The following is a 23,464-nucleotide window of genomic DNA, read 5'->3' on the forward strand; positions in this document are numbered from 1 at the left end:
GCTGCCCGTTCATTCAGCCCCATTCGGGTCGATTACAGCTGCCAAGCATGGCCGACGGTAATGTAATAAGCCCACTCTTCCGGGCCTTTCGCCACATCGACACCAGCTCGCATATTTAACTGTCTCGCGACCAAATAGCGGAAACCGCCCCCCACTACATTTTGATATTTAGCGTCCGAGAAGCTATCACCTTCATCAAATGCTTTACCTGTTCCTGTGAAACCAACGAGTGACCAACGAGGGGTAAGATCATAGCGCGCTTCAATTTCTACCAAGGCCATATCATCCCCCTGATAACGCATCGCAGGTATACCACGCATATTAATAAATGGGCGTGCATAGTAAGGCGCATCGTTAGTGACCGTTTGATAATCACCACGAAGACCAAGAATGAAATCGTTCGTTAATGGAGCAAAGTAATTGGCTTGGAAACGCCCTTTTTGGTAATCAGCATCACCACCAAAAGCGGTATTGTGAAAATCGATGCTTAATTTCGCTTTTATACCATCATTAGGAGTGAAAATGGTGTCTCGGCTGTCATACGTGACCTTTAGTTCAACACCAGCATCATTCATATCGTAATCCAAAGGAGGTATCCCTGGAATAATATTGCCAATATCAAAGGTACTTTGAGACGAGAGAATCGAATACTTTGCCCCCACAAACCAATCGCTACCAGCCACTCGATAGTCAATATCTTGCATGAAATACAAACCGTCGATATTGAAATCGAAAGGGACATCGCCTTCATAATATTTTAGGTTGAAAGAGCCGTAAAATAGACCACCTTGATAGCGCCAAGTATCTTCCTGCCATGAACCAAAATGAAATGCCCCCGTTAGCCACGAGCCGTTTTCCGTTGCTGCTGCCGCGACAGCCGTAACACTCGGCGGCAATCCGACCATTTCATCTGGGTTCTCTTTACGCAACTGTTTACGTTTTTCTGATTCATGGAAGAACAGCAATGCCGCTCCGCCACCAGCGCCCACTGCCGGGTCAGTAATAATAATTGGCACAGGCATAAACCCAACCGCATTATCCAGCACCCATTTACTGGCATCAAACATGCCATCTTTAGGATCGAGAAATTGTTCCATTGCAGAGACAGAAGATGTCGCTGCCATACCACTTATTAACAAAATTGGTAGCTTCTTCATAATTCTTCCTTGAACATAACGCAAATCGATCCACCAAAACTATGGAAGACTTGCTAGTCATTTGCGTTAGCAATTATCCAACTAAATACACATTATTTCAAAAACTTCCTACTACCACGCTAGGATAAGACGCTATCTATTAAGGAACTTCGGACTTGCCCTACAGTTCAATGCTTTCTATACAAGCACTAAAAGATTTCATGCTACCCTTAATTAACGTCAATAAGCCTTCGCAAATAGTGAACTCATTACTATTTTTGGCTGTCCTAAAGTGGCAAAATGTCCAGATCCTACGATAAGAGAGTGAACTACGGTGTCAGAACAAGCTCCATTAGATATTCGAATAGAAGAGAATCAAACTCGCGTGAAAGAACAGCTGAATCGCATCCTTTCCAGTAAAGCGTTTGATCAAAGTCCAAAAATGAAAGAGCTCTTGTCTTTTGTTGTTGAGCAAACGTTAATTGGTAATGGTGATCGCCTAAAACAATTTACTATCGCGACAGAAGTATTTGCTAGAGATGCCGATTTTGATCACCAAGCGGATCCTATTGTTCGAATTCAAGCAGGACGAGTTCGTCGGACGCTTGAAACCTACTACCTTACCGAAGGCATCAATGACCCTATCGTTTTATCGATTCCCAAAGGTCGATATAGCCCATTGTTCACTCCGCAAGCTCCTCAAGCTACAAGGCAAACTGCGTCCTTAGCTCAATTAGCTCGTGAGACTCAAAAATCTCTCAGTCCTACACTTACGGTATTACCCTTCCTCTCGCTCTCAGACGATCCTGAAAAACGTTTCTTTGCAGAAGGTTTTGGCGAAGAATTGGCAACCGAACTTGCTCGCTTTGATATGCTTAAGGTCGTTTCAATGCACGCACTCGGAGACACTAGCATTGATCCGAGAACATCTGCCGATGTCAAAGGGTTGGGCGAGAGACTCGGTGTCTCGTTTATCACCTCTGGTACTATGCAAGCACTTGGCAATAAAGTAAGAATTTATGCCAAACTTTATCGGACGGACTCCGGGGAGCAAGTTTGGGCAGAAAAATACACTTGCGATTTAGCTACCGATGACCTGTTCTCCGTTCAAGACGATATTATTGCCGAGGTAGTGGCTGAGTTGGCTTCTAGTTTTGGGATTATTCATCGCGAGATCTACCAAAGTAGCAACCAGAAAAAGATCGAACACCTCTCCACCTATGAAGCTACGCTGCGCTATCGTCACTACCTGATGACACTCTCTGAGGACACTCACCAACAAGCCACACAAGCGCTATTAAGCGCGGTACAAAACGAACCAGATGTCGCCTTACTGCACGCTATGCTTGCCGTTCTCTATTTTGACGCTGATATGTTGGGCCTGAATACGGTTGAGAGTGCTGTAGATACGGCGCTTAACTATGCGAAACGCGCCATCGAGTTAGAGCCAACCAACCAAGAATCACAGATCGCCATGTTAATGGCGCATCAAGTAAATGGTGACGTTAATGGCGTTATCGAGACCGTCGATAAAGTGATCGCAATAAACCCTAATGCTGCGTATCAAATCGGTTTATCAGGTTGGGCATTATGTATGGCAAGTGAGTTCGAACGTGGACTGAAACTGATCCAAGACTCCAAAGCGTTGAACCCATTTAAGCCACCTTGGTTTTCTGTGGCTTCGATCATCCATAAAATTATGCTTGATGATTTTGATGGTGCAGACAAAGCTATTAGCCAATTATCACTTCGTCGCGTCTTTTGGATCCCGATGCTCAAAGCGGTCATCCAAGTATATAAGGGAGAGTTCAAACAGGCTCAAGCTAGCTATAAAGAAATGCTACAGATGCAACCGAACTTCGAAAACAATGAAGAACACTATCTCAGTGCTTATATTGCAAGCTCGGACATTAAGAACAAGTTACTCGACGCTTTAGCAAGATTGTAATCTACATTAGCACTGAAACTTACCAAGAGAGCCCAATGGCTCTCTTGTCATTTTAGCCGTTAATCATAATCGTCATCATCGTACATTTCTTCTTCAAGAATCTCTTCCTCGACGATCTCTTCTTCAATGTACTCTTCTGCAATAATTTCATCTTCGACAACTACATCCGTTGCCATTTCACATGCGCCTTCATAATAAGAGCCATCAATGGCCCCGCCCACAGCACCTGCGCCCCCACCGATAACGGCACCCGTCTTTGCGCCTTCACCACCATCCACGATACCGCCGACAATCGCACCGGTAATGGCACCATCTACTGCACCAACAATAGTGCCTTCTGCCGTTTGGTCACAATAATAAGCGTAACTATTTAAGCTGACCGTTACGATCAGCGCTAACAAGATTCGAATTCGTTTTAGCATATTGACTCCCAATTACTGCGCAAGCTGGTTGTAAGCTTCGATGCTCATGCCCACACTAAAACCGCCATCAACCCCGATGGACTGACCATTGACAAAGCTGCTGTCCTCAGAGGCAAGAAAATGCACTACAGCGGCCACTTCTTCAGGTTGAGCGATCCGCCCCATAGGAATAGAGCGTCGCTCCATCCGTAATTGAGGCTCTCCCCCTTTGGCATAAGCACGAGGGGTATCCACCGATGTTGGACAAACAGCATTCACACGGATTTGCTTACTGCCTAGCTCCAACGCCGCCGTTTGGGTAATGCCCAGTACTGCCCACTTTGAACTAGCCAAAGCACCAAGATAAGGCACACCTTGTGTTCCTGACACAGACGCTATATTGATAATGCTGCTTCCTCTTGGCATATAAGGCACCGCATGCTTCATTGATAGCGCCGTACCTAAAGCATTCACGGAAAAATTCGCTTCATATTCATCTTTTTTAGATTCCATAATGGTGCTGTAACCGTTGGTAGATCCTGCACAATTGACCAACACGTCGATTTTGCCAAATCGCTCAAAAGTAATGGCCATCAACTCACTCAACGACAGTTCATCGGTCACATCAGCATGGATATACAAGGCATCTAAAGACTGTAAATCTTGGTCTAACGCATTGATGCCAGCGATAACTAATTTGGCTCCAGCGAGAACAAAGCGTCGCGCAATTGCCTCACCAATACCCGATATACCACCAATAATGACGACAACTTTGTCTTTTAGCTCAAATGGCGCATTCATCGTGAGTCTTCTCCTCTCTGTTATGCTGGCTGGTAACACTCTCTTATCGGTAGTGATACGAAATCAGGGGGGGACTGTATCTTGATAGGCTAAGGTTGTGCAGTTAGTAACTGGAAACGATCCAGTAACACGAGAACTCAACAAATAAAATTAAGGCTTCCATGCCTTAAGGTCACAAAGTGGGCTGTTTAGAAGAACCAGGTCGCACCTAAGCGAATCTCTCGGTTGCCATCTAGATGCTTCATTCGAGACTCACCAGCGGCTTTGATGAAGTGTTCAGAATAGGTCAGGTTACCCCAAATACTGCCATCCTCTGTTAGTGGGATTCCCCCTTCAAAATTTAACTCTAAAGATTGCTCGTTTTTACCTAGCGCGTTGTTATAGTTGGCATATTGAGGGTTGACGGTAAGGTAAGAGCCTTTCTCTGAGAGATAAAACGAGTTAAACCAATTGGCTTGCCAACCACTCTCCGAGCGGCCGTTGTCATATTCGTTTCTCATGACGGCAAGATTCGGGTAAGAAACCCAGTTTTCAAATGGAGTGAGCACTTTCGCCACCGCACCAATTGCTGCGGTTTGCTCTGTTCCTGAGTTTTTAGCGACCCAGTTGGAACCGTAGCTAATGTAATCGAGCGAAAAGCCTATTTCAGATAATACCTCAGAGCCGGTCGCATGAACTTGGAAGTAACGAGCTCGAATACGCGCTAACCCGAAGTCTTTTGATTTGCCTTCTCCCCCGTCCAGATTGGTTTGAAAGTCAGTTTCAAATTGCCCCAAATAGCCAATATCTTCGTTATAAGACCCTGCCATATTCAATTGCAGACGCGTCATGCCATCTTTGCCTTTCGCACCCGAATCAACTTTGAGGTAGGTTTGAGGTCGTGTTACATCCGCAGGATCGTTGGTTTGCGTTTCGTCGGCGATGGCTTGAATACTTGCAACGCTTAGTAAAGTTGCCGACAGTACAGAGACGTGTTTCATTTTCTATTCCTATTGTTATCAATAACTAATAGGAAGTATGAGGAATTGTTATTTTTATCGAAGTAACTACGGGTAATGTAACCTATAAACAGAGTTGTTAGGTTGAGCGCAAAATAAAAGGGGCAGCCAATAGGTGCCCCTTTATTGAGTGAGTAGAATGATTAATTAGAGAACAGAAAGTAGTAACTCATGATGACCGCGTCCTCTCTGCCCTGCTCTGTCGGATAATAATCACGACGTCTATCGACTTCGTTAAATCCTTCAGCAAGATACAAAGACACAGCGGCTTGGTTACTCTCTCTAACTTCCAACCATGCACTCTCTGCTTGACGACTTTCACACTGTTCTAGGAAATGGTTCAACAACGCTTTACCATAACCTTTGCCCTGCTCACTTGGCGCAACTGCGATATTCAGTAGCGATACCTCACCCACGATATTCTGCGCATAAAAATAACCCACCACATGCTCATCGACCAAAAGAACGCAATTGAATGCACCACGTCCATTAAGTTCATTGATCATGGAAGCTTTCCAAGGGTGTGAGTGAGCCTGATTTTCTATAGATAACACCGCATCAAGATGTTCGGTGTCCATAGTTGTAAATGCAAAGTTAGCCATAGGCGCGGATCTGATTCCAAAGTGCACGTCTTTCCATGTCATTACCATTAATATTGGTCAAATGAGGAGAAACGAGTTTTTTCGGGGGAGGACTCAACTGATACTGCTGTGTCAGTTGCGTGAAACGTTCTATTGCTTTGTCATCGCCAGCAAACCAAATCCACTCAGGAATATGTTCACCGTCGAGAAGAAGCAATTGCTCTGGTGAAATGTGCAGCGTGTCTGTCAGTTCCAATGTCATCGCTTTAAGAATCTTTTGGTAGAACAAAGCACTGTCATCTATTGGTTTTACTGAAGATACAAACAGCAATCGACAATCAACTCGAAGAGACAACAAAGCTTGGCTACGGACAGGAATACGCTCTGGATGTATGAGTTCCCAGGTTTGAACGCCCATTAATTGTAGTTTTATGCTGTCTTGCATGATTGATTCGCGCCAAGTATTTCACCGTCATAATGACGCGCAGTTTAGCAGAGCTCGAATTGATTACCAAGATATCAGCATACTGGTCAAAATAAAGCCTAGCAGTGATAACACTAAACTAGGCTTAAAGCATCAATCTAGATAGTGATTACAAACCGTTAAACTCGGGGCAGTATTCCACCAAGCCTTTACGACCTGCCAATTGCTCGGCAACGGAGTATTCTGTCAGCGAGCGCACTTGAAAAGCGCCTGGTGGCACTTCCCATTGACAGTGGAGTCCGTAATCAGCCGCCGGTTTAAATTGGAATCGTCCGTAATATTGAGGGTCCCCAAGTACCACACAAGCTGGGTAACCGAATTCTGGCAATGTGCTGAATGCTTCTTCAACTAATGCGGCGGCGATACCTTTACCTTGATACGCTTTAGCCACGGCTAGTGGTGCTAAGCCCTGCCAAGACAGGTCATCACCTTCAATAGTGACAGGAGAGAACAGTAGGTGCCCCACCACTTCGCCTTCGTCAGTGCAAGCGACCAAAGACAGCGTTAAATGACCATTTTCTCGCAATGTCATGACTAAATCGGCTTCAGCTTCGGTCTCAAATACCGATTTTAGTAGTCGATCAATAGCGAGTATATCCGCCGGAGCTTCAGTTCGAATAAGCATTCGCTACCTCGTTAGGATTCGTTGATGGCTGCGTGCCTTTATAAACGAAATCCGCTAAATGAGTTAATGCAGAAAGCATTGGTTTAGGTAAAGCATCTAGATCAACACTGTCCATCAAATTCTTCACTTCCAAGCCTAACTCGGTATCTCCCTCAATACTCAAGCGGCGCTGAAAGAATAAAGTATCTGGATCTTCTTTACGACCAGCGATTAACACCAAGTCATTTAAATTACCGCTAAAACTGACATCTTCTTGCTGCATAGTGTCAGACACAACCAGCTGCTCATTACAGTAAGAAATATACCAACTGAGGTTTAGATCACGAATATGAACTTTTAACCATTTTTCTTCGAGAAATTCAAAGTCACCGTCCTCAAGTGCTTCTTTAAAAACGGTTTTTAGCCCTTCAAGCAACGCTCTATTTTGGATTTTCGTTGGCAGAAAGTGGACTGGAGATCGCAAAATTTGTGCTGCGTTTTTAACTAGTTGACTTCGAATCTTGTCTAACACGCGGTTTTTCCGTTAATTTGTAGTTCAGAAGGCTAATAATACGGTATTAGTACAAAAAAAATCCTGTTGTGCATCAAAAATTTTTTGCTTTCACCTTTACCCTTTTCTAACTGATAAATCACAGTTATAGTGTTGGGGTTACGGATATATAAGCTCTGCGGAGAACTGGTAGTACATTGATGTCATCCAAAATGTTAAAGGAATACTTTGCAAAGTTAACATCCAATAGCCCCTTCTTTTTCGCTATTTTGGATGACGAACATCATTACTGTATGGTCAATGACCGCTATTGTGATGTGGCAGGGTTAACACACAGTGACTTAGTCGGCATGAATGACTTGCAGATTTTAGGTGAGCGTTTCTACAGCCAGTTAAAACCGTATTATGATCGAGCACTTCAAGGTGAATCGATTGAGGCAGAGGTTACCCTCGATGAGTCGGACGTAGAATCCAGTCTGCATTTCAGCGTTTCTCCGATCCTCAATGAAGGTGTTATCGAGTACATCGTTTTCCATGCCATCGACACCTCCGAGAAACAGATTTTAACTCGTTCACTTGAAGAATCCGAAAGTAAGTTCCTCAAACTGTCTCAGCTCATTCCTGACGGACTTATCCTAGTCGAAGACGATTGCATTTTGTCTGCCAACCCTGCCTCTGCCAGACTGTTTGGTTACACCAAAAGTACGGACTTGCTGGGGGAATCACTCAATCGTTTATTGAGTAATGAGAAAAATAATAATCGTGTGCAGCTCGATTTATCCAATATTGTTACTGGCACACCACTGCACTTTTTGACCAGCGAGTATTGTGGAACTCGCCGTCGGCTTTCGTTACACGTGGATAATGCCAACCTTTTTGGCAATAGCGCGCATCTGGTGCTGATTCAAGATATGGATGAAAAACCTCATCCAGTCGCTCAGAACAGTCATGAAGACGTTAATATTGATACCTTAACCAAACTCTACAACCGACTTGGCTTTACTCGCTGCCTAGATCATTTCATTCAAGATAAAACCCCACTCGTCATGCTTTACCTCGACATTGATAACTTTAAGAATATCAATGACTCTCTTGGTCATCACATTGGCGATAGAGTGATTCAAGAAGTTTCCTCACGACTCAAGCGACATCTTCCTCAACAATCGGTTCTTGCGCATTTAGGCGGTGACGAGTTTGGCATTATTCTGCCTGAACCAGAAAGTAATAGTACTGTAGAGATGTTGGCAGAGAAGATCATCGGTCTTATCAACCAACCTTTCGACCTACACCACTTTAGTAAACGTCTGGCATGCTCTATCGGCAGCGTCCACTATCCAAGTGATGGAAACGATGCACGTATCTTGCTGCAAAATGCCGATACTGCGATGTACGAAGCTAAAGCACGTGGTAGAAACCGCTTGGTTAAGTTTAACGATCAAATGAACAAAGAGGCACGTATGCGTCTTTGGTTAGAGATCGAACTACAAAAAGCACTGCAACAAAATGGGTTGGAAGTGTGGTATCAACCTAAAGTGAACGCTCGTGACTTTAGCATTAATGGCGCTGAAGCCTTAGTTCGTTGGAAGCATCCGGTTGAAGGCTACATTAGTCCAGCCTCTTTCATTCCTGTTGCAGAACAAGCCGGACTAATTGAAAGCTTAGGTCGCGTCGTAATGCGCGATGTATTCAATACCGTCAAACGTTGGAAACTTCAAGGCATCTTACCGGGCAGAGTCGCCATCAACTTATCTCCAGAGCAGTTTGGTAATCCAAAGCTCATCGACTATATGGAACGCTTATTACGTAGTACTGGGCTCGACCCTAACTGCATTACTTTTGAGCTGACGGAAAGTGCTGTGATGAGTAATAGTGAGCATACGTTGCAAATGCTCGATGCGATTAAAAAGTTAGGCTTTGCACTATCGATCGACGATTTTGGTACCGGGTATTCTTCATTATCTTACCTTGCTCACTTTCCGATCGATGAGCTCAAAATAGACCGAGCTTTTATCATGGACATCGATACGCTACCAAAACAGCTCACTGTGATTGAGAACATTATTAACCTTGGTAAGTCACTCAATCTTTCTGTCGTTGCTGAAGGTGTTGAGACTCGTCATCAAGCAACCTTGCTTTCCAATCTCAACTGCAATTCCATCCAAGGCTTCCACTTCCACCGCCCTCAACCGAAACATGAAGTTGAAGCACTCTTCGCTCAAAACCGTCGTCACCGAAATTAACCATGTTAACGTTACCTCTTTGGTGTTAATTACGTGTTTATTAAGGTAAACATGCCTTACATCAAATTCGCTGTTCATAATTGTTCATAAAATGCGGGCTACTGTCAGAAATATGGTAATGAGCATATGGAACTCTTATGCCCAGCAGGGAATTTACCTGCTCTAAAAACAGCTATTGATTGTGGTGCGGATGCGGTTTACATCGGTTTTAAAGATGATACTAACGCACGCCATTTTGCTGGTCTGAACTTTACCGGGAAAAAACTAGAGCGAGCAGCTCAGTATGTTCGTGACCACAATAAAAAGTTGCATATCGCCTTGAACACCTTTGCCCACCCAAATGGTTTTGAACGCTGGACCAATGCGGTCGATCAAGCAGCAGACCTAGGGGTAGATGCGCTCATCATCGCCGATATTGCCGTATTGGATTACGCCGCCAATAAATACCCAGATCTCGAACTGCACCTTTCGGTACAAGCGTCTGCGACCAATGTTGCAGCAGTGGATTTCTACCATAAGAACTTCAATGTGAAACGAGTGGTACTGCCGCGCGTTTTATCTATTCATCAGGTAAAACAGCTGTCTAGAAACATGACATCTAACGTCGAGCTAGAAGTATTCGCATTTGGTAGCCTTTGCATAATGTCAGAGGGACGCTGTTATTTATCCTCTTACCTTACTGGCGAATCACCAAATACCGTTGGTGCGTGCTCACCAGCAAAATACGTGCGTTGGCAAGAAACAGAGCAAGGGCTCGAATCTCGTCTTAACAATATTCTTATTGACCGTTACGCTCAAGGGGAAAACGCTGGTTATCCAACACTGTGTAAAGGTCGTTTTGAAGCCGATATTGATGGTGAACGTAAACGCTATCACGCCCTTGAAGAACCAACCAGTTTGAATACACTCTCTATGCTTCCTGAGTTATTTGCAGCAAACGTCGCCTCTGTGAAAATTGAGGGACGCCAGCGCAGCCCAGCGTATGTTGAACAAGTGACTCGAACATGGCGAGAAGCCATTGATTTATACCAACGTAACCCAGAACACTACCAAGTCAAGCCAGTTTGGGACCAAGCCTTGGCAAATGTCTCTGAAGGCACCCAAACGACCTTAGGTGCTTACCACAGAAAATGGCAGTAAGGAACAGCAAGTTATGAAGTATGCATTAGGCCCATTACTGTACTTTTGGCCGAAACAAGATATAGAGAGCTTCTATCAGCAAGCCAAATCAAGCTCAGCTGATATTGTTTATCTCGGAGAAACCGTGTGCTCTAAGCGCAGAGAAATGAAACCTGCACATTGGTTAGACATCGCCAAAGAATTGAACGCTGCTGGTAAACAGGTGGTTCTTTCGACGATGGCATTACTCGAAGCACCAAGCGAAGTGAACATTATGAAAAAGTACATCGACAACGGTGACTTTGCTATCGAGGCAAATGATGTTTCAGCGATTCAACTGGCTAGTGAACACAAGGTACCATTTGTTGTTGGCCCTGCAGTCAATACCTACAATGCGCACACCCTAAAACTGTTTGTAAAACAAGGGATGATTCGCTGGTGCATGCCTGTAGAACTATCACGTGAATGGCTCAGCAATGCCTTAGAACAAGCGCATAACCTTGGCATCCGCGACCAGTTTGAATTGGAAGTTTTTGGCCACGGTTACTTGCCTCTCGCGTATTCGGCGCGCTGTTTTACTGCTCGTGCAGAAAACCGTGCAAAAGATGATTGTGAGACGTGCTGTATCAAGTACCCAACAGGGCTTCAAGTTGAAAGTCAGGAAGGACAATCGGTCTTCAACTTAAATGGCATCCAAACTCAATCAGGTTATCAATACAACCTGATCAACGATCTCAAATCGATGCATGGTTTGGTTGATGTAGTCAGACTCAGTCCGCTGGGACTGGATACCTTTGCAGAAGTCGATCGCTTTAAAGCCAACGAAGATGGCTCGCAGCCTTCACCATTGATGGATAGACAATGCAACGGCTACTGGCATCAGATTGCAGGCCTTGATATCAAACAACTCTGATTCCAAAATACAAAAAGACCTCACTCTGAGGTCTTTTTAATTAGGCTGCTGTCGGCTGTAATACCGTTCGGTCAAGTTTCCTGATATCACGCCACATCATGATGCCAACCACTATTCCTATTGCAATATTGGAAAGCGGGTATGCTACCCAAATACCATTCACGCCCCATAACTTAGGCATCAAATACAAGAACGGTAACTGAACTAACATATTCCCTAACGTCACAAATAGTGCTTTGCGGCTATGACCAATAGCTTGATAGTACGCCGCCGCAACCACAATAAAGCCATCTAAAAACATGGAGAATAGGTGCAATCGAATCCCGTTTACAGTGTTCTCAATTAACGCAGACTCAGTCGAGTTGAAGATAGAAACGGTTTGATATGGAAATAGGTTCAACAGCGTTACAAACATTGCCCCGCCTATTACCGCACTCAAAGTCGCAATGTTAAATAGCTTGCGCATATTGTCTTGTCGTCTCGCGCCATAGTTGTAGCTCAACAATGGTTGCATCGCATTAGCAAGCCCTTCTGCCACGAGGTAGTAGAACGCGACGATATATCCTAATATCGCATAAGCTCCAACTAAAGTGATTGAACCATAATCTGCAAAGAGTCCATTATGCAGCGCGACCATAAATGAGCCATACGCATACATAAAGAAGCTCGCCATACCAATAGAAGTAATGGATGGCAGCAAAGCAAATTGGAACTTAAGATCGCCAAAAGTTAAGCGCATTTTCGCTTTACTTGAGAAGAAATATGCAAAACCTAGCAAAGTAACTACCGCTTGAGCAATAGCCGTCGCAAGGGCAGCTCCGCGTAATTCCCAATCAAGAATCGCGATAAACCAGTAGTCCAAGGCGATATTAATGATGGCACCTAGCACCATTAACATCGTCGCCGTATTCGGGCTATCATCATTACGCAACAAGAATGGCACCGCAATCGAGCCAAGTGTGAATACGCCCCCAATGATTAAGATGTCCAAATACTGCATCGCTAAATCATGCACACGCCCTTCTGCGCCTTGAATACTCAAAAAGACGTGAGAGTATTGCCACAATATCACTGCGATAATCGGGCTTAAGGCAATTAAGGTGATAAGTCCTGTCGCCAGCGCATTCTTCGCTTGCGAAAGGTCACCTTCACCTTGCTTGATTGAAGCTAGCGCTCCCGTACCCACACCAATCATCATGCCTAAACCAAGAATCGTTCCTATGATTGGCCATGCGAGGTTAATACCGGCTAGACCGTCTCCTCCCATATACCGCCCAATAAAGATACCATCCACTACTTGATAGAGGCCATTCACTAGCATGGCCGCTACCGTTGGAACTGCATAACGCCAGAATTGTTTATAGATTGATTTCTCAGTCATACTGTTAAATTATTTAGTTATCTTGGCTAACTAAATCCTTAAATTTTTATCTCAATGCTTTTGTTAATAACGTATCAAGCAGTGCAAATTCCTGCTCGTTTAAGTGTATTCGCAGTTTGTCCGCAACGACACTGTATATTTCAGCTTCAGATGCGAGTGGCAACCGTGATTTTTCTGTCAGTGTTACTCGTTTGGAGCGTGCATCTTCTGTACAAGACAAGCGCTTAACCAAGCCCTTACGTTCGAGCCTCTTGACCATATTCGTTGCCGAAGGTTTCGACACCTCCAACTCTTTGGCCAAATCCGTTAAGCGAATCGGCTCCGCTGAGGACTGAATCGCCTTTAAGTAATCGTATTCATTAAAGCTCAGATGCCCTAATGGATCCTCTTTATTATAGCTACGCCAGACTTTCGAGGTCAGGCGTTCCATTTTTTCTAAGTTGGTTTCTATAGTCATTCATATCAACTATTAATTAGCCTAGCTAACTAGTTTACCGAAATTGGAAATGAACTTCAACGCATAAAAAAACACCAGCCTAGCTGGTGTTTTGATAACAGATTCGGTGGTAAATCAGGCTACTGAGCTTCGGCTTTGTTCGTTTCCGCTTGCTTAGCCTCTTGTTTTGCCTGCTCTACTTGTTGTGCTCTAACTATTTCAAAAATCTTAGTTAACTCAAGAAATGCGTATTTGTGCTCGGCATAATCGTAGACATTTTGAGCAATAGCCAATTTGTATAATGATACTGCCGCTGGATAGTTACCATCGACTTGGTGACGCTTGGCGAGATAGAAGTACACCTCTGTGAGACGTTCTGCTAGCACAGTATTATCTCTACTGCTGGCTAGAATCGCCTTAAAGGCTTGCTCTTCAGATACTTTATCCAGCATTAGAGCTACTAGAATCCACCCCCAATCATTGTTACGTGCTTGGTAGCGCTTTTCTAAAGCGATTGCAGCGTCCAAAGGCCCCGCTTCTCGAGATATGATGTATAACCAAAGGGCGCGATACGGATCAGAAGGATTTTCTTGGTAATAACGAGTCATCCCTTCTATCGCAAGTGGAATTCGATCACCATAGTAAAGTGCAATAGAGCGGTTTCTTAACGCGTATGAGTTTGACGGGTCAAGTTCTAGGCTTGAATCAAAAGCTTCATATGCAGAGTCAAAGTCACCGATTTGGGTGAAGTATTGACCAACTTGATTGAAGACAACGGGCTGCGCCGGGTTAAGCTGCAATGATTGATTGAAGTCTAGCTGAGCTAAATCACGTAACCCTAAGCTATTATAATAGGAGCCTCGCTCAAAGTGCATTTTTGCCCTGACGTCATTTTCAAGGTCACTACGTTGTAGAAGCTGTGTCAATCGGGCGACTTGAACTTCGTATTGAACATTCGCTTGCAATGGCACTGCCATTGGTGGGTTCAACCATTGTTCATCTTGTGTTGACGAGTTGGTAGCACAACCAGTCACTGCCACCACTAAGCTTAATCCTAAGATTCGAAACAACTTCACTATATCATTCTCCTTGTACCCACTCGCTATTATCGGCAACGTTAAGAGTGTCGTTAGCACTGCACACCGTAATGCGTGGTAGTGGGAATTTTTCTTCGCGCATGAAAAAAGGGGGCTCTTGCCCCCTCTTTATAACACGCTTTTTAACGTAATGGTCTAGAAAAGCAAATTATTCTGCGTCAGACGCTGAATTTTCATCTGCAGCTGGCGCTTTCGCTTCAGGCTTTTCCATTGCTTCTTTCATGCTTAGACGTACACGACCTTGGCGGTCAATTTCAAGCACTTTAACTTGAACTTCTTGACCTTCTTTTAGGTAGTCAGTCACTTTCTCAACACGCTCGTGAGCGATTTGAGAGATGTGTACTAGACCATCTTTACCTGGAAGAACCGTTACGAATGCACCGAAGTCTGCTAGACGAGCAACTTTACCCGTGTAGATCTTACCTACTTCAACTTCTGCAGTGATAGCTTCGATACGAGCGATCGCATCTTTCGCTTGGTCACCGTCAGTTGCAGCGATCTTGATAGTACCATCATCTTCGATCTCGATAGTCGTACCAGTTTCTTCAGTTAGCTGACGGATAACCGCGCCACCTTTACCGATAACGTCTTTGATCTTGTCTGCGCTGATCTTCATTGTGTGGATACGTGGAGCGAACTCAGAGATCTCTTCACGAGCACCAGAGATAGCTTCATCCATTACAGAAAGGATGTGCTTACGTGCACCTTGCGCTTGGTTAAGAGCAATTTGCATGATCTCTTTAGTGATACCTTCGATCTTGATGTCCATTTGAAGTGCAGTGATACCAGTGTTAGTACCTGCTACTTTAAAGTCCATGTCACCTAGGTGATCTTCATCACCAAGGATGTCAGAAAGAACTACGAAATCGTCGCCTTCTTTAACAAGACCCATTGCGATACCCGCAACAGAAGACTTGATTGGAACACCAGCATCCATAAGCGCTAGAGATGTACCACATACAGAAGCCATTGAAGATGAACCGTTAGATTCAGTGATTTCCGATACAACGCGAACTGTGTATGGGAACTCTTCAATAGAAGGCATTACTGCTGCGATACCACGCTTAGCCAGTTTACCGTGACCGATTTCACGACGCTTAGGAGAACCTACAAAACCTGTTTCGCCAACACAGTATGGAGGGAAGTTATAGTGTAGTAGGAAGTGATCTTTACGCTCACCAGTTAGCTCATCGATGATTTGAGCATCGCGCTGCGTACCAAGAGTCGCAGTAACAAGAGCCTGAGTTTCACCACGAGTAAATAGTGAAGAACCGTGAGTACGTGGAAGAACGCCAGTACGTACGTCTAGCGCACGAACCATGTCTTTTTCGCGACCATCGATACGTGGGTTACCCGCGATGATGCTGCGACGTACTACTGTCTTCTCTAGATCGTGGAAGATAGTGTGAATTTCTTTAGTGTTCGCTTCTGGATCTTCAGCAAGTAGAACGTCGTTTACTTCTGCTGCGATCGCGTGGATGCGGTCGTAACGAGCCATCTTTTCAGTGATTTGGTACGCTTCAACTAGCTTAGCTTCTGCTAGTTCAGCGATACGCTCGTTAAGTGCTGTGTTCTCTTCTGGAGCAACCCAATCCCAAGCTGGAGTAGCAACTTCAGCCGCAAACTCGTTAATTGCAGTGATAACAGCTTGCTGTTGGTCATGACCAAACACAACTGCAGATAGCATTTCTTCTTCTGTTAGGTTGTCAGCTTCTGATTCAACCATAAGTACTGCTGATTCAGTACCCGCTACAACAAGGTCAAGCTTAGACGTTTCTAGCTCAGTGTTGCTTGGGTTAAGAACAAGTTGACCGTCGATGTGACCAACACGCGCTGCACCGATAGGACCGTTGAACGGGATACCAGAGATAGCAAGCGCTGCAGACGTACCAATCATTGTTGGGATGTCTGGCTGTACATTCGGGTTAACCGAAACTACCGTTGCAATAACTTGTACTTCGTTTTTGAATGCATCAGGGAAAAGAGGACGAATTGGACGATCAATTAGACGTGCAGTCAATGTTTCGCCTTCAGAAGGACGACCTTCACGCTTGAAGAAACCACCAGGGATTTTACCTGCAGCGTAAGTACGCTCTTGATAGTTTACAGTGAGTGGGAAGAAGTCTTGACCTTCTACTGCTTCTTTTTTACCAACAACAGAAACGAATACGGCTGTATCGTCCATTGTTACCATTACAGCTGCAGTAGCTTGACGTGCGATAACGCCAGTTTCTAGCGTCACAGTGTGGTTGCCGTATTGGAACGACTTAACAACTGGTTTTTCGAACATTGTATTTCCTTTTTTCTGGAATCATTCCAGATAATTGATTGTGCGCTCAATGCATTACAAATCGCGACTAGTTCAAACAAACTTCTCTTTGAGAAGAGTAAGCGCGCTTGGAATAGTCGCGACCCTAAGGTCGACTAAATGGACTGTAATGTACTGAGCCGATTGTGGCTGAACTCAATGGCGTGACACAACTAAGTTCAGACGGGACGTAGTATAAACTACTTAGTGGAAGTTTTGCTATTAACTAAGAAATTTAGCTAACAAAAAAGGGGCATATAGCCCCTTTTAACAAACTTTCTATTCAGACGCTGATTAGCGACGTAGGCCTAGACGTTTGATTAGGTCTTGGTAACGACCTAGGTTTTTACCTTTTAGGTAATCTAGAAGTTTACGACGACGAGAAACCATACGTAGAAGACCACGACGGCTGTGGTGATCGCCTTTGTGTGCTTTGAAGTGACCTTGTAGGTGGTTGATAGAAGCTGTAAGTAGAGCTACTTGAACTTCTGGTGAACCAGTGTCGCCTTCGCCTTGTGCGTATTCTGCAACGATTGCTGCTTTAGTTTCTGCATTCAGAGACATAATTCTCTCCTAATAAGAGTAGGTTTAAAAGTTGTAGCAGCCAATCTCTGATTCAGCCGCTACGCGAAGCGCGAATTATAGGGAATAATTCTAGCTAGAGCAAGGAGTATTCGTTGCTCTATTGAGCACTTTCTTCCTCACGAAATACAACCAAACGCTTAGGTGCGAGTTTGCCATCATCATTCATAGCACCAACGCCGATAAATACGCGCTCTTCGCCCATTGTCATGCGCACAGGCACATCAACAGGCAAGCCTGGAACCTGTACCGGCTGACCATGCTGAAGCATATCACCCAGCTCTGGCAATACATTCACCTCTTCAAGGTCTTGCACCGCACTGTCCATTGGCATAAGTAATGGGTCCAACAATTCACGAGGCTGGCGATCTTCACGCTTGGCTTGTTCAAACAACTCATTGAGCTGTTCAAGAGTCACCATGTTCTCATAAGGATACTTAGCCACAGCGGTGCGACGTAGCATAGTTACGTGTGCGCCACAGCCTAGCATTTCACCCAAATCATCGACGATTGTACGGATGTAAGTCCCCTTAGAACAGTGTACTTCCATCTCAACTTCGTCACCTTCAAAGCGGTGCAAAACGATTTCGTACACAGTGATCTTACGAGCTTCACGCGGAACTTCGATACCTTGGCGAGCATACTCGTATAGTGGCTTACCTTGATATTTCAACGCCGAGAACATTGACGGTACTTGGTCAGATTCACCACGGAACTGGTCAATACACTCATCAAGAAACTCTGGCGTCACATTGATATCGCGAGTTTCGACTACTTCACCGTCAGAGTCAGAGGTATTAGTACGCTCACCAAGTTTAGCGATAACACGATAGCGTTTGTCTGAATCTAATAGGAATTGAGAAAACTTTGTTGCTTCGCCCAAGCAAATTGGCAGCATGCCCGTTGCCAGTGGATCAAGTGCACCAGTGTGACCAGCTTTCTCAGCAAAGTAGATACGCTTTACTTTTTGCAAAGCGTCATTCGATGAGATACCGGTTGGTTTATCTAGAAGGATAACGCCGTTGACTGGACGTCCCTTGCGACGTCTAGCCATTACTGCTCTTCTCCCTCAGCGCCGTTTTCTGCACCACGACCGGCTTCAGTTTGCTTACGCTTGTCTTCGTTCACAACTTCGCTTACTAGGTTAGACATACGCATACCTTCGACAAGCGTGTTGTCATAGTGGAAGCGTACTTCCGGTGTTAGGCGTAGGCGAATGCGTTTACCTAGCATCATGCGAATGTGAGCTTCGTGTTCACGAAGCGCTGCTAGGCTCGACTCTGGAGTCTGCTCACCCACACATAGGAAAGTAACGAATACTTTGGCATAAGCAAGGTCACGCGAGACTTCTACGTCTGAAATCGTCACCATGCCTAGGCGCGAGTCACGAACTTCGCGTTGAAGAATAAGAGCAAGCTCTTTTTGTAGTTGCTGCGCAACACGTTGTGTGCGGCTAAATTCTTTTGACATTTTTTTTCTCACTATAATACCCAAATGACCTCAAAATGCAGGATTCAGAGTGCCTAAATAAACTTATATCAAGGAAAGTATCTGAAGAAATGGCGCACCCTTTCGAAGATATTTGGGTATTTAAAAATGGGGGGATGGTATTAACCAGCCCCCCATGGCGTATTCAACAACCATCAATACTCAAGTAAAAAGCTGAGTAGCGATTTTGTCAATTAGTCTAGAGTACGTTTGATTTCAACGATTTCGAATACTTCGATTTGGTCGCCTACGCGAACATCGTTGTAGTTCTTAACGCCGATACCACATTCGTAACCGTTCTTAACTTCTTGAACGTCATCTTTGAAGCGGCGTAGAGACTCTAGCTCACCTTCGTAGATTACAACGTTATCACGCAGTACGCGGATTGGGTTGTTACGTTTGATAGTACCTTCTGTCACCATACAACCAGCGATTGCGCCAAGTTTTGGAGACTTAAATACGTCACGTACTTCTGCAAGGCCGATGATTTCTTGCTTGAACTCAGGAGCAAGCATACCGCCCATTGCTTGTTTCACTTCATCAATCAATTGGTAAATGATTGAGTAGTAACGAAGGTCTAGGTTTTCTGTTTCAACTGCACGACGAGCAGATGCGTCAGCACGTACGTTGAAGCCTAGGATGATAGCGTTAGATGCTGCTGCAAGTACCGCATCAGTCTCTGTAATACCACCAACACCAGAACCTACGATGTTTACTTTCACTTCGTCAGTAGACAGTTTCACTAGCGAGTCAGCGATAGCTTCTACAGAACCTTGTACGTCAGCTTTTAGTACTACGTTCAGCTCAGCAACGTCACCAGCAGTCATGTTAGAGAACATGTTTTCTAGTTTCGCTTTTTGCTGGCGAGCAAGTTTCACATCACGGAATTTACCTTGACGGTAGTTCGCTACCTCACGAGCTTTACGCTCATCACGTACTACAGTCGCTTCGTCACCTGATGAAGGTACGCCAGACAGACCTAGGATTTCCACAGGAATAGACGGACCCGCTTCTGTGACTTCTTTACCTAGTTCATCACGCATTGCACGTACACGGCCGTATTCTTGACCACATAGTACGATATCGCCTTTGCGTAGAGTACCTGATTGAACAAGTACAGTAGCAACTGGACCACGGCCTTTATCTAGGAATGACTCAACAACCACACCCGATGCCATGCCATCAGCAACAGCAGTTAGTTCTAGTACTTCAGATTGAAGCAGGATCGCTTCTAGAAGACCGTCAATGTTAGTACCTTGTTTCGCAGAGATGTGAACGAACATGTTCTCACCGCCCCACTCTTCAGGGATAACATCGTACTGTGCCAGTTCGTTCTTAACGTTATCTGGGTTCGCATCTTCTTTATCGATCTTGTTCACAGCAACGATTAGAGGTACGCCTGCCGCTTTCGCGTGCTGGATAGCTTCAACCGTTTGTGGCATTACGCCATCGTCCGCTGCAACAACAAGAACAACGATATCTGTCGCTTGAGCACCACGAGCACGCATTGCAGTAAACGCTGCGTGTCCCGGAGTATCAAGGAAAGTGATCATACCGTTTTCAGTTTCAACGTGGTATGCACCGATGTGCTGGGTAATACCACCCGCTTCGCCAGAAGCAACGTGTGTACGACGAATGTAGTCCAGTGTTGACGTCTTACCGTGGTCAACGTGACCCATGATAGTAACAACTGGAGCACGAGATACAGCTTCAGATGTCGCGTCACGATCAGACAGTACAGCTTCTTCCAGTTCATTCTCTTTACGAAGAATAACTTTGTGACCCATTTCTTCAGCAACAAGTTGAGCTGTTTCTTGGTCGATCACTTGGTTGATGGTCGCCATTGCACCCATCTTCATCATCACTTTGATGACTTCTGTGCCTTTAACTGACATCTTCTGAGCTAACTCAGAAACCACGATCGTCTCACCAATAACAACATCTTGCTTAGCAACTGTCGCTGTTTTATCGAAACCGTGCTGCATAGACGTTGGTTTAGCCAACTTGCCTTTTTTACCACGTTGGTTACGGCTACTACGGCTGCTGCTACGTGAATCGTCACGCTCTTGAGCAGATTTCTTCTTACGACGACGAGGTGCTTTTTCTTCGCTGCGATCTTGAGCATCTTCTGCTTCACGAGCATAAGAAGACGTCGTTGTATGGTAGTCAGCTTTCTCGCTGTCTTTTGACTTCTTCTCTTCCTCAGACCAACGAGCTTCGTTTTCTTCAGCCAGTTTACGAGCTTCTTCTGCTAGACGAGCCGCCTCAGCTTCTGCCTTGCGTTGCGCCTCTTCTTCTTGACGGCGCTTCAGCTCGTCCGCTTCTTTCTTCGCTTCAGCATTCTTTGCGTTCATTTGTTTCTTAGCCTTTTCCGCTTCGTCGCGCTTTTCTGCTGTTGATTCTGCTTGGCGTTTTTCATCCGCGTCACGTTTTGCTTTTTCCTCAGCTAAACGTTTTTCTTCGGCTTCTCGCTTTGCTTTCTCTTCAGCTTCGCGCTGTGCTTTTTCTGCAGCTTCACGTTTGGCTAGCTCTTCGGCTTCACGTTGTGCACGCTCTTCCGCCTCACGATTTGCTGCTTCCTCAGCTTCACGTTTTGCTTGCTCGTCGATCGCACTGCGTTTTACATAAGTGCGCTTCTTACGCACTTCTACCTGTACATCTTTGCTTTTACCGCCACCTGCAGAAACAGATAACGTGCTACGAGTCTTACGTTGTAGTGTAAGACGAGTAGGCTCAGCATCACCCGATGTATCACCATGTTCTTTTTTCAGGTGAGTAAGAAGCGTTTGCTTCTCTTCATCATTCACCTGATCGCTCTCTGATTTATTAAGACCAGCATCAGCAAGTTGTTCAATTAGGCGATCCACTGGCGTACCAATTTCTTCGCTAAGTGCTTTAACCGTAAGTTTTGTCATGCAACTACCTCCTTGCTGATTATTATTCTTCGTTGCCGAACCAACAGATGTTACGTGCAGCCATGATTAGCTCGCCTGCGCGCTCTTCTGTTAGCCCTTCAATACCCTCTAACTCGTCTACACCTTGGTCTGCAAGATCTTCAAGCGTAGCTACACCTTTGGCAGCTAGTTTAAATGCCATTTCACGCTCTAGACCCTCTAGTGCGAGTAGGTCTTCTGCTGGTTCAACACCTTCAAATGACTCTTCTTGAGCAAGCGCAAGTGTAGTAAGGGCATCTTTTGCACGGCTACGAAGCTCTTCTACAAGCTCTTCGTTTAAGCCGTCGATTTCTAGAAGTTCGTTCACTGGCACGTATGCCACTTCTTCTAGAGTTGAGAAGCCTTCTTCAACCAGCATTTCTGCAAAGTCTTGCTCGATGTCGAGGTGCTTCATAAAGTTTTCGATAGAAGCAATTGCTTCTTCTTGGTGTTTCTTCTGTAGGTCTGCAACTGTCATTACGTTCAGTTCCCAACCAGTAAGTTGAGACGCCAGACGTACGTTTTGACCGCTACGACCGATAGCTTGTGCTAGGTTATCCGCTTCAACCGCGATGTCCATAGAATGCGCGTCTTCATCAACGATGATAGAAGCAACATCTGCTGGAGCCATTGCATTGATAACAAACTGTGCTGGGTTATCGTCCCAAAGTACGATATCAATACGCTCACCGCCAAGTTCACCAGATACCGCTTGAACACGTGCGCCACGCATACCAACACACGCACCTACAGGATCGATACGACGGTCGTTAGTTTTCACTGCGATCTTAGCACGTGAACCAGGATCGCGAGCAGCGCCCTTAAGTTCAATTAGCTCTTCGGCAATTTCTGGCACTTCAACACGGAATAGTTCTGCCAACATTTCAGGCTTAGAGCGAGTAATGAATAGCTGGAAGCCGCGAGCTTCTGGAGCCACTTTGTACAGAAGGCCACGTACACGGTCACCTGGACGGAAGTTTTCACGAGGCAGTTGGTCATCACGTAGAATAACCGCTTCAGCATTGTTACCAAGGTCTAGAATAATGGTGTCACGGTTAACTTTCTTAACCACACCAGTCACTAGGTCGCCTTCATTATCAATGAACTGTTCAACGATTTGTGCACGCTCAGCTTCACGTACTTTCTGTACGATAACTTGTTTCGCTGTTTGAGTCGTAATACGGTCAAATGTGACAGAATCGATTTCTTCTTCTACGAAGTCACCAACTTGAATAGATTCATCATCGAATTGTGCAGCTTCAATTGAGATCTCTTTTGTTGGGAACTCAACTTCCTCTACTGCCATCCAACGACGGAATGTTTCAAATTCGCCTGTTTTACGGTCGATTGCTACACGTACATCAATTTCGATTTCGTGCTTCTTTTTTGTTGATGTCGCAAGCGCGATTTCTAGCGCTTCAAAAATACGCTCACGAGGAACAGCTTTCTCGTTAGAAACTGCTTCTACTACCGCTAAAATTTCTTTACTCATTTATCTAGCCT

General features: G+C 45.0%; 21 protein-coding genes. 4 read left to right on the plus strand and 17 right to left on the minus strand.

Annotation, left to right across the window (positions count from 1 at the left end; translation table 11 throughout):
• Window positions 1–32: 32 nt before the first annotated feature.
• On the minus strand, window positions 33–1,157 hold the full coding sequence (locus VTH8203_RS00685; protein WP_096991898.1) for a BamA/TamA family outer membrane protein: 1,125 nt from the start codon (window positions 1,155–1,157) through the stop codon (window positions 33–35).
• Between the two features lie 313 nt (window positions 1,158–1,470).
• On the opposite strand from VTH8203_RS00685, the gene VTH8203_RS00690 reads away from it, so the two are divergent.
• Window positions 1,471–3,084 (plus strand): transmembrane adenylate cyclase, encoded by a 1,614-nt coding sequence (locus VTH8203_RS00690; RefSeq protein WP_096991899.1) that lies wholly within the window; start codon window positions 1,471–1,473, stop codon window positions 3,082–3,084.
• A gap of 59 nt (window positions 3,085–3,143) precedes the next feature.
• Here VTH8203_RS00690 and VTH8203_RS00695 read toward each other — a convergent pair whose 3' ends face one another.
• The 7 genes from VTH8203_RS00695 to ubiT form a co-directional block, all read right to left on the minus strand.
• Window positions 3,144–3,506: a YMGG-like glycine zipper-containing protein gene (locus VTH8203_RS00695; RefSeq protein WP_096991900.1), complete on the minus strand. Its 363-nt coding sequence runs from the start codon at window positions 3,504–3,506 to the stop codon at window positions 3,144–3,146.
• A 12-nt stretch (window positions 3,507–3,518) separates the two neighbouring features.
• Window positions 3,519–4,286 carry an SDR family NAD(P)-dependent oxidoreductase gene (locus tag VTH8203_RS00700; protein ID WP_096991901.1) on the minus strand — a complete coding sequence of 256 codons (768 nt, stop codon included), beginning with the start codon at window positions 4,284–4,286 and terminating at the stop codon, window positions 3,519–3,521.
• A gap of 188 nt (window positions 4,287–4,474) precedes the next feature.
• Window positions 4,475–5,266 (minus strand): hypothetical protein, encoded by a 792-nt coding sequence (locus tag VTH8203_RS00705; RefSeq protein WP_096991902.1) that lies wholly within the window; start codon window positions 5,264–5,266, stop codon window positions 4,475–4,477.
• A gap of 161 nt (window positions 5,267–5,427) precedes the next feature.
• Window positions 5,428–5,886 (minus strand): ribosomal protein S18-alanine N-acetyltransferase, encoded by a 459-nt coding sequence (gene rimI, locus VTH8203_RS00710; protein ID WP_096991903.1) that lies wholly within the window; start codon window positions 5,884–5,886, stop codon window positions 5,428–5,430.
• On the minus strand, window positions 5,879–6,310 hold the full coding sequence (locus tag VTH8203_RS00715) for a DNA polymerase III subunit psi (RefSeq protein WP_096991904.1): 432 nt from the start codon (window positions 6,308–6,310) through the stop codon (window positions 5,879–5,881). Before VTH8203_RS00715 ends, rimI begins: the two co-directional genes overlap by 8 nt.
• A 148-nt stretch (window positions 6,311–6,458) precedes the next feature.
• Window positions 6,459–6,974 (minus strand): GNAT family N-acetyltransferase, encoded by a 516-nt coding sequence (locus VTH8203_RS00720; protein ID WP_096991905.1) that lies wholly within the window; start codon window positions 6,972–6,974, stop codon window positions 6,459–6,461.
• A complete protein-coding gene (gene ubiT, locus VTH8203_RS00725) occupies window positions 6,958–7,485 on the minus strand; it encodes a ubiquinone anaerobic biosynthesis accessory factor UbiT (RefSeq protein WP_096991906.1) in 528 nt (175 codons plus the stop codon). Before ubiT ends, VTH8203_RS00720 begins: the two co-directional genes overlap by 17 nt.
• A 179-nt stretch (window positions 7,486–7,664) precedes the next feature.
• On the opposite strand from ubiT, the gene VTH8203_RS00730 reads away from it, so the two are divergent.
• The 3 genes from VTH8203_RS00730 to VTH8203_RS00740 all read left to right on the plus strand — a co-directional run bounded on the left by VTH8203_RS00730 (window position 7,665) and on the right by VTH8203_RS00740 (window position 11,736).
• Window positions 7,665–9,704, plus strand: a complete 2,040-nt coding sequence (locus VTH8203_RS00730) for a bifunctional diguanylate cyclase/phosphodiesterase (RefSeq protein WP_096991907.1) — start codon at window positions 7,665–7,667, stop codon at window positions 9,702–9,704.
• A 126-nt stretch (window positions 9,705–9,830) separates the two neighbouring features.
• Window positions 9,831–10,844 (plus strand): ubiquinone anaerobic biosynthesis protein UbiU, encoded by a 1,014-nt coding sequence (gene ubiU / locus VTH8203_RS00735; RefSeq protein WP_096991908.1) that lies wholly within the window; start codon window positions 9,831–9,833, stop codon window positions 10,842–10,844.
• A 13-nt stretch (window positions 10,845–10,857) separates the two neighbouring features.
• Window positions 10,858–11,736, plus strand: coding sequence for a U32 family peptidase (locus VTH8203_RS00740; RefSeq protein ID WP_096991909.1), 879 nt, complete (start codon window positions 10,858–10,860; stop codon window positions 11,734–11,736).
• Window positions 11,737–11,776: 40 nt separating this feature from the next.
• Here VTH8203_RS00740 and VTH8203_RS00745 read toward each other — a convergent pair whose 3' ends face one another.
• The 9 genes from VTH8203_RS00745 to nusA form a co-directional block, all read right to left on the minus strand.
• Window positions 11,777–13,117, minus strand: coding sequence for an MATE family efflux transporter (locus VTH8203_RS00745; RefSeq protein ID WP_096991910.1), 1,341 nt, complete (start codon window positions 13,115–13,117; stop codon window positions 11,777–11,779).
• Between the two features lie 46 nt (window positions 13,118–13,163).
• Complete coding sequence (locus VTH8203_RS00750; RefSeq protein WP_167385765.1) at window positions 13,164–13,574, minus strand: MarR family winged helix-turn-helix transcriptional regulator; 411 nt, start codon at window positions 13,572–13,574, stop codon at window positions 13,164–13,166.
• A 119-nt stretch (window positions 13,575–13,693) separates the two neighbouring features.
• A complete protein-coding gene (gene nlpI / locus VTH8203_RS00755; RefSeq protein WP_096991911.1) occupies window positions 13,694–14,629 on the minus strand; it encodes a lipoprotein NlpI in 936 nt (311 codons plus the stop codon).
• 169 nt (window positions 14,630–14,798) lie between these two features.
• A complete protein-coding gene (gene pnp, locus VTH8203_RS00760) occupies window positions 14,799–16,940 on the minus strand; it encodes a polyribonucleotide nucleotidyltransferase (protein WP_096991912.1) in 2,142 nt (713 codons plus the stop codon).
• A gap of 312 nt (window positions 16,941–17,252) precedes the next feature.
• Window positions 17,253–17,522, minus strand: a complete 270-nt coding sequence (rpsO, locus tag VTH8203_RS00765) for a 30S ribosomal protein S15 (RefSeq protein ID WP_096991913.1) — start codon at window positions 17,520–17,522, stop codon at window positions 17,253–17,255.
• Window positions 17,523–17,640: 118 nt separating this feature from the next.
• Window positions 17,641–18,594, minus strand: coding sequence for a tRNA pseudouridine(55) synthase TruB (gene truB, locus VTH8203_RS00770; protein ID WP_096991914.1), 954 nt, complete (start codon window positions 18,592–18,594; stop codon window positions 17,641–17,643).
• Complete coding sequence (rbfA, locus tag VTH8203_RS00775; RefSeq protein ID WP_096991915.1) at window positions 18,594–19,010, minus strand: 30S ribosome-binding factor RbfA; 417 nt, start codon at window positions 19,008–19,010, stop codon at window positions 18,594–18,596. Before rbfA ends, truB begins: the two co-directional genes overlap by 1 nt.
• Before the next feature lie 212 nt (window positions 19,011–19,222).
• On the minus strand, window positions 19,223–21,943 hold the full coding sequence (gene infB / locus VTH8203_RS00780) for a translation initiation factor IF-2 (protein ID WP_096991916.1): 2,721 nt from the start codon (window positions 21,941–21,943) through the stop codon (window positions 19,223–19,225).
• A 22-nt stretch (window positions 21,944–21,965) separates the two neighbouring features.
• Window positions 21,966–23,453, minus strand: a complete 1,488-nt coding sequence (gene nusA, locus VTH8203_RS00785) for a transcription termination factor NusA (RefSeq protein ID WP_096991917.1) — start codon at window positions 23,451–23,453, stop codon at window positions 21,966–21,968.
• Window positions 23,454–23,464 lie beyond the last annotated feature (11 nt).

Source organism: Vibrio thalassae, from assembly GCF_900089835.1.
Lineage (GTDB): Bacteria > Pseudomonadota > Gammaproteobacteria > Enterobacterales > Vibrionaceae > Vibrio > Vibrio thalassae.

Bases quoted from the DNA above. Each gene is read 5' to 3' on its own strand.
- rbfA (WP_096991915.1), bottom strand. From the start codon at position 19,010: ATGTCAAAAGAATTTAGCCGCACACAACGTGTTGCGCAGCAACTACAA.
- pnp (WP_096991912.1), bottom strand. From the start codon at position 16,940: ATGTTCGAAAAACCAGTTGTTAAGTCGTTCCAATACGGCAACCACACT.
- VTH8203_RS00750 (WP_167385765.1), bottom strand. From the start codon at position 13,574: ATGACTATAGAAACCAACTTAGAAAAAATGGAACGCCTGACCTCGAAA.
- VTH8203_RS00695 (WP_096991900.1), bottom strand. From the start codon at position 3,506: ATGCTAAAACGAATTCGAATCTTGTTAGCGCTGATCGTAACGGTCAGC.
- rimI (WP_096991903.1), bottom strand. From the start codon at position 5,886: ATGGCTAACTTTGCATTTACAACTATGGACACCGAACATCTTGATGCG.
- rpsO (WP_096991913.1), bottom strand. From the start codon at position 17,522: ATGTCTCTGAATGCAGAAACTAAAGCAGCAATCGTTGCAGAATACGCA.
- VTH8203_RS00730 (WP_096991907.1), top strand. From the start codon at position 7,665: ATGTCATCCAAAATGTTAAAGGAATACTTTGCAAAGTTAACATCCAAT.
- VTH8203_RS00705 (WP_096991902.1), bottom strand. From the start codon at position 5,266: ATGAAACACGTCTCTGTACTGTCGGCAACTTTACTAAGCGTTGCAAGT.
- VTH8203_RS00740 (WP_096991909.1), top strand. From the start codon at position 10,858: ATGAAGTATGCATTAGGCCCATTACTGTACTTTTGGCCGAAACAAGAT.
- infB (WP_096991916.1), bottom strand. From the start codon at position 21,943: ATGACAAAACTTACGGTTAAAGCACTTAGCGAAGAAATTGGTACGCCA.
- truB (WP_096991914.1), bottom strand. From the start codon at position 18,594: ATGGCTAGACGTCGCAAGGGACGTCCAGTCAACGGCGTTATCCTTCTA.
- nusA (WP_096991917.1), bottom strand. From the start codon at position 23,453: ATGAGTAAAGAAATTTTAGCGGTAGTAGAAGCAGTTTCTAACGAGAAA.
- VTH8203_RS00745 (WP_096991910.1), bottom strand. From the start codon at position 13,117: ATGACTGAGAAATCAATCTATAAACAATTCTGGCGTTATGCAGTTCCA.
- ubiU (WP_096991908.1), top strand. From the start codon at position 9,831: ATGGAACTCTTATGCCCAGCAGGGAATTTACCTGCTCTAAAAACAGCT.
- VTH8203_RS00685 (WP_096991898.1), bottom strand. From the start codon at position 1,157: ATGAAGAAGCTACCAATTTTGTTAATAAGTGGTATGGCAGCGACATCT.
- VTH8203_RS00715 (WP_096991904.1), bottom strand. From the start codon at position 6,310: ATGCAAGACAGCATAAAACTACAATTAATGGGCGTTCAAACCTGGGAA.
- VTH8203_RS00700 (WP_096991901.1), bottom strand. From the start codon at position 4,286: ATGAATGCGCCATTTGAGCTAAAAGACAAAGTTGTCGTCATTATTGGT.
- VTH8203_RS00720 (WP_096991905.1), bottom strand. From the start codon at position 6,974: ATGCTTATTCGAACTGAAGCTCCGGCGGATATACTCGCTATTGATCGA.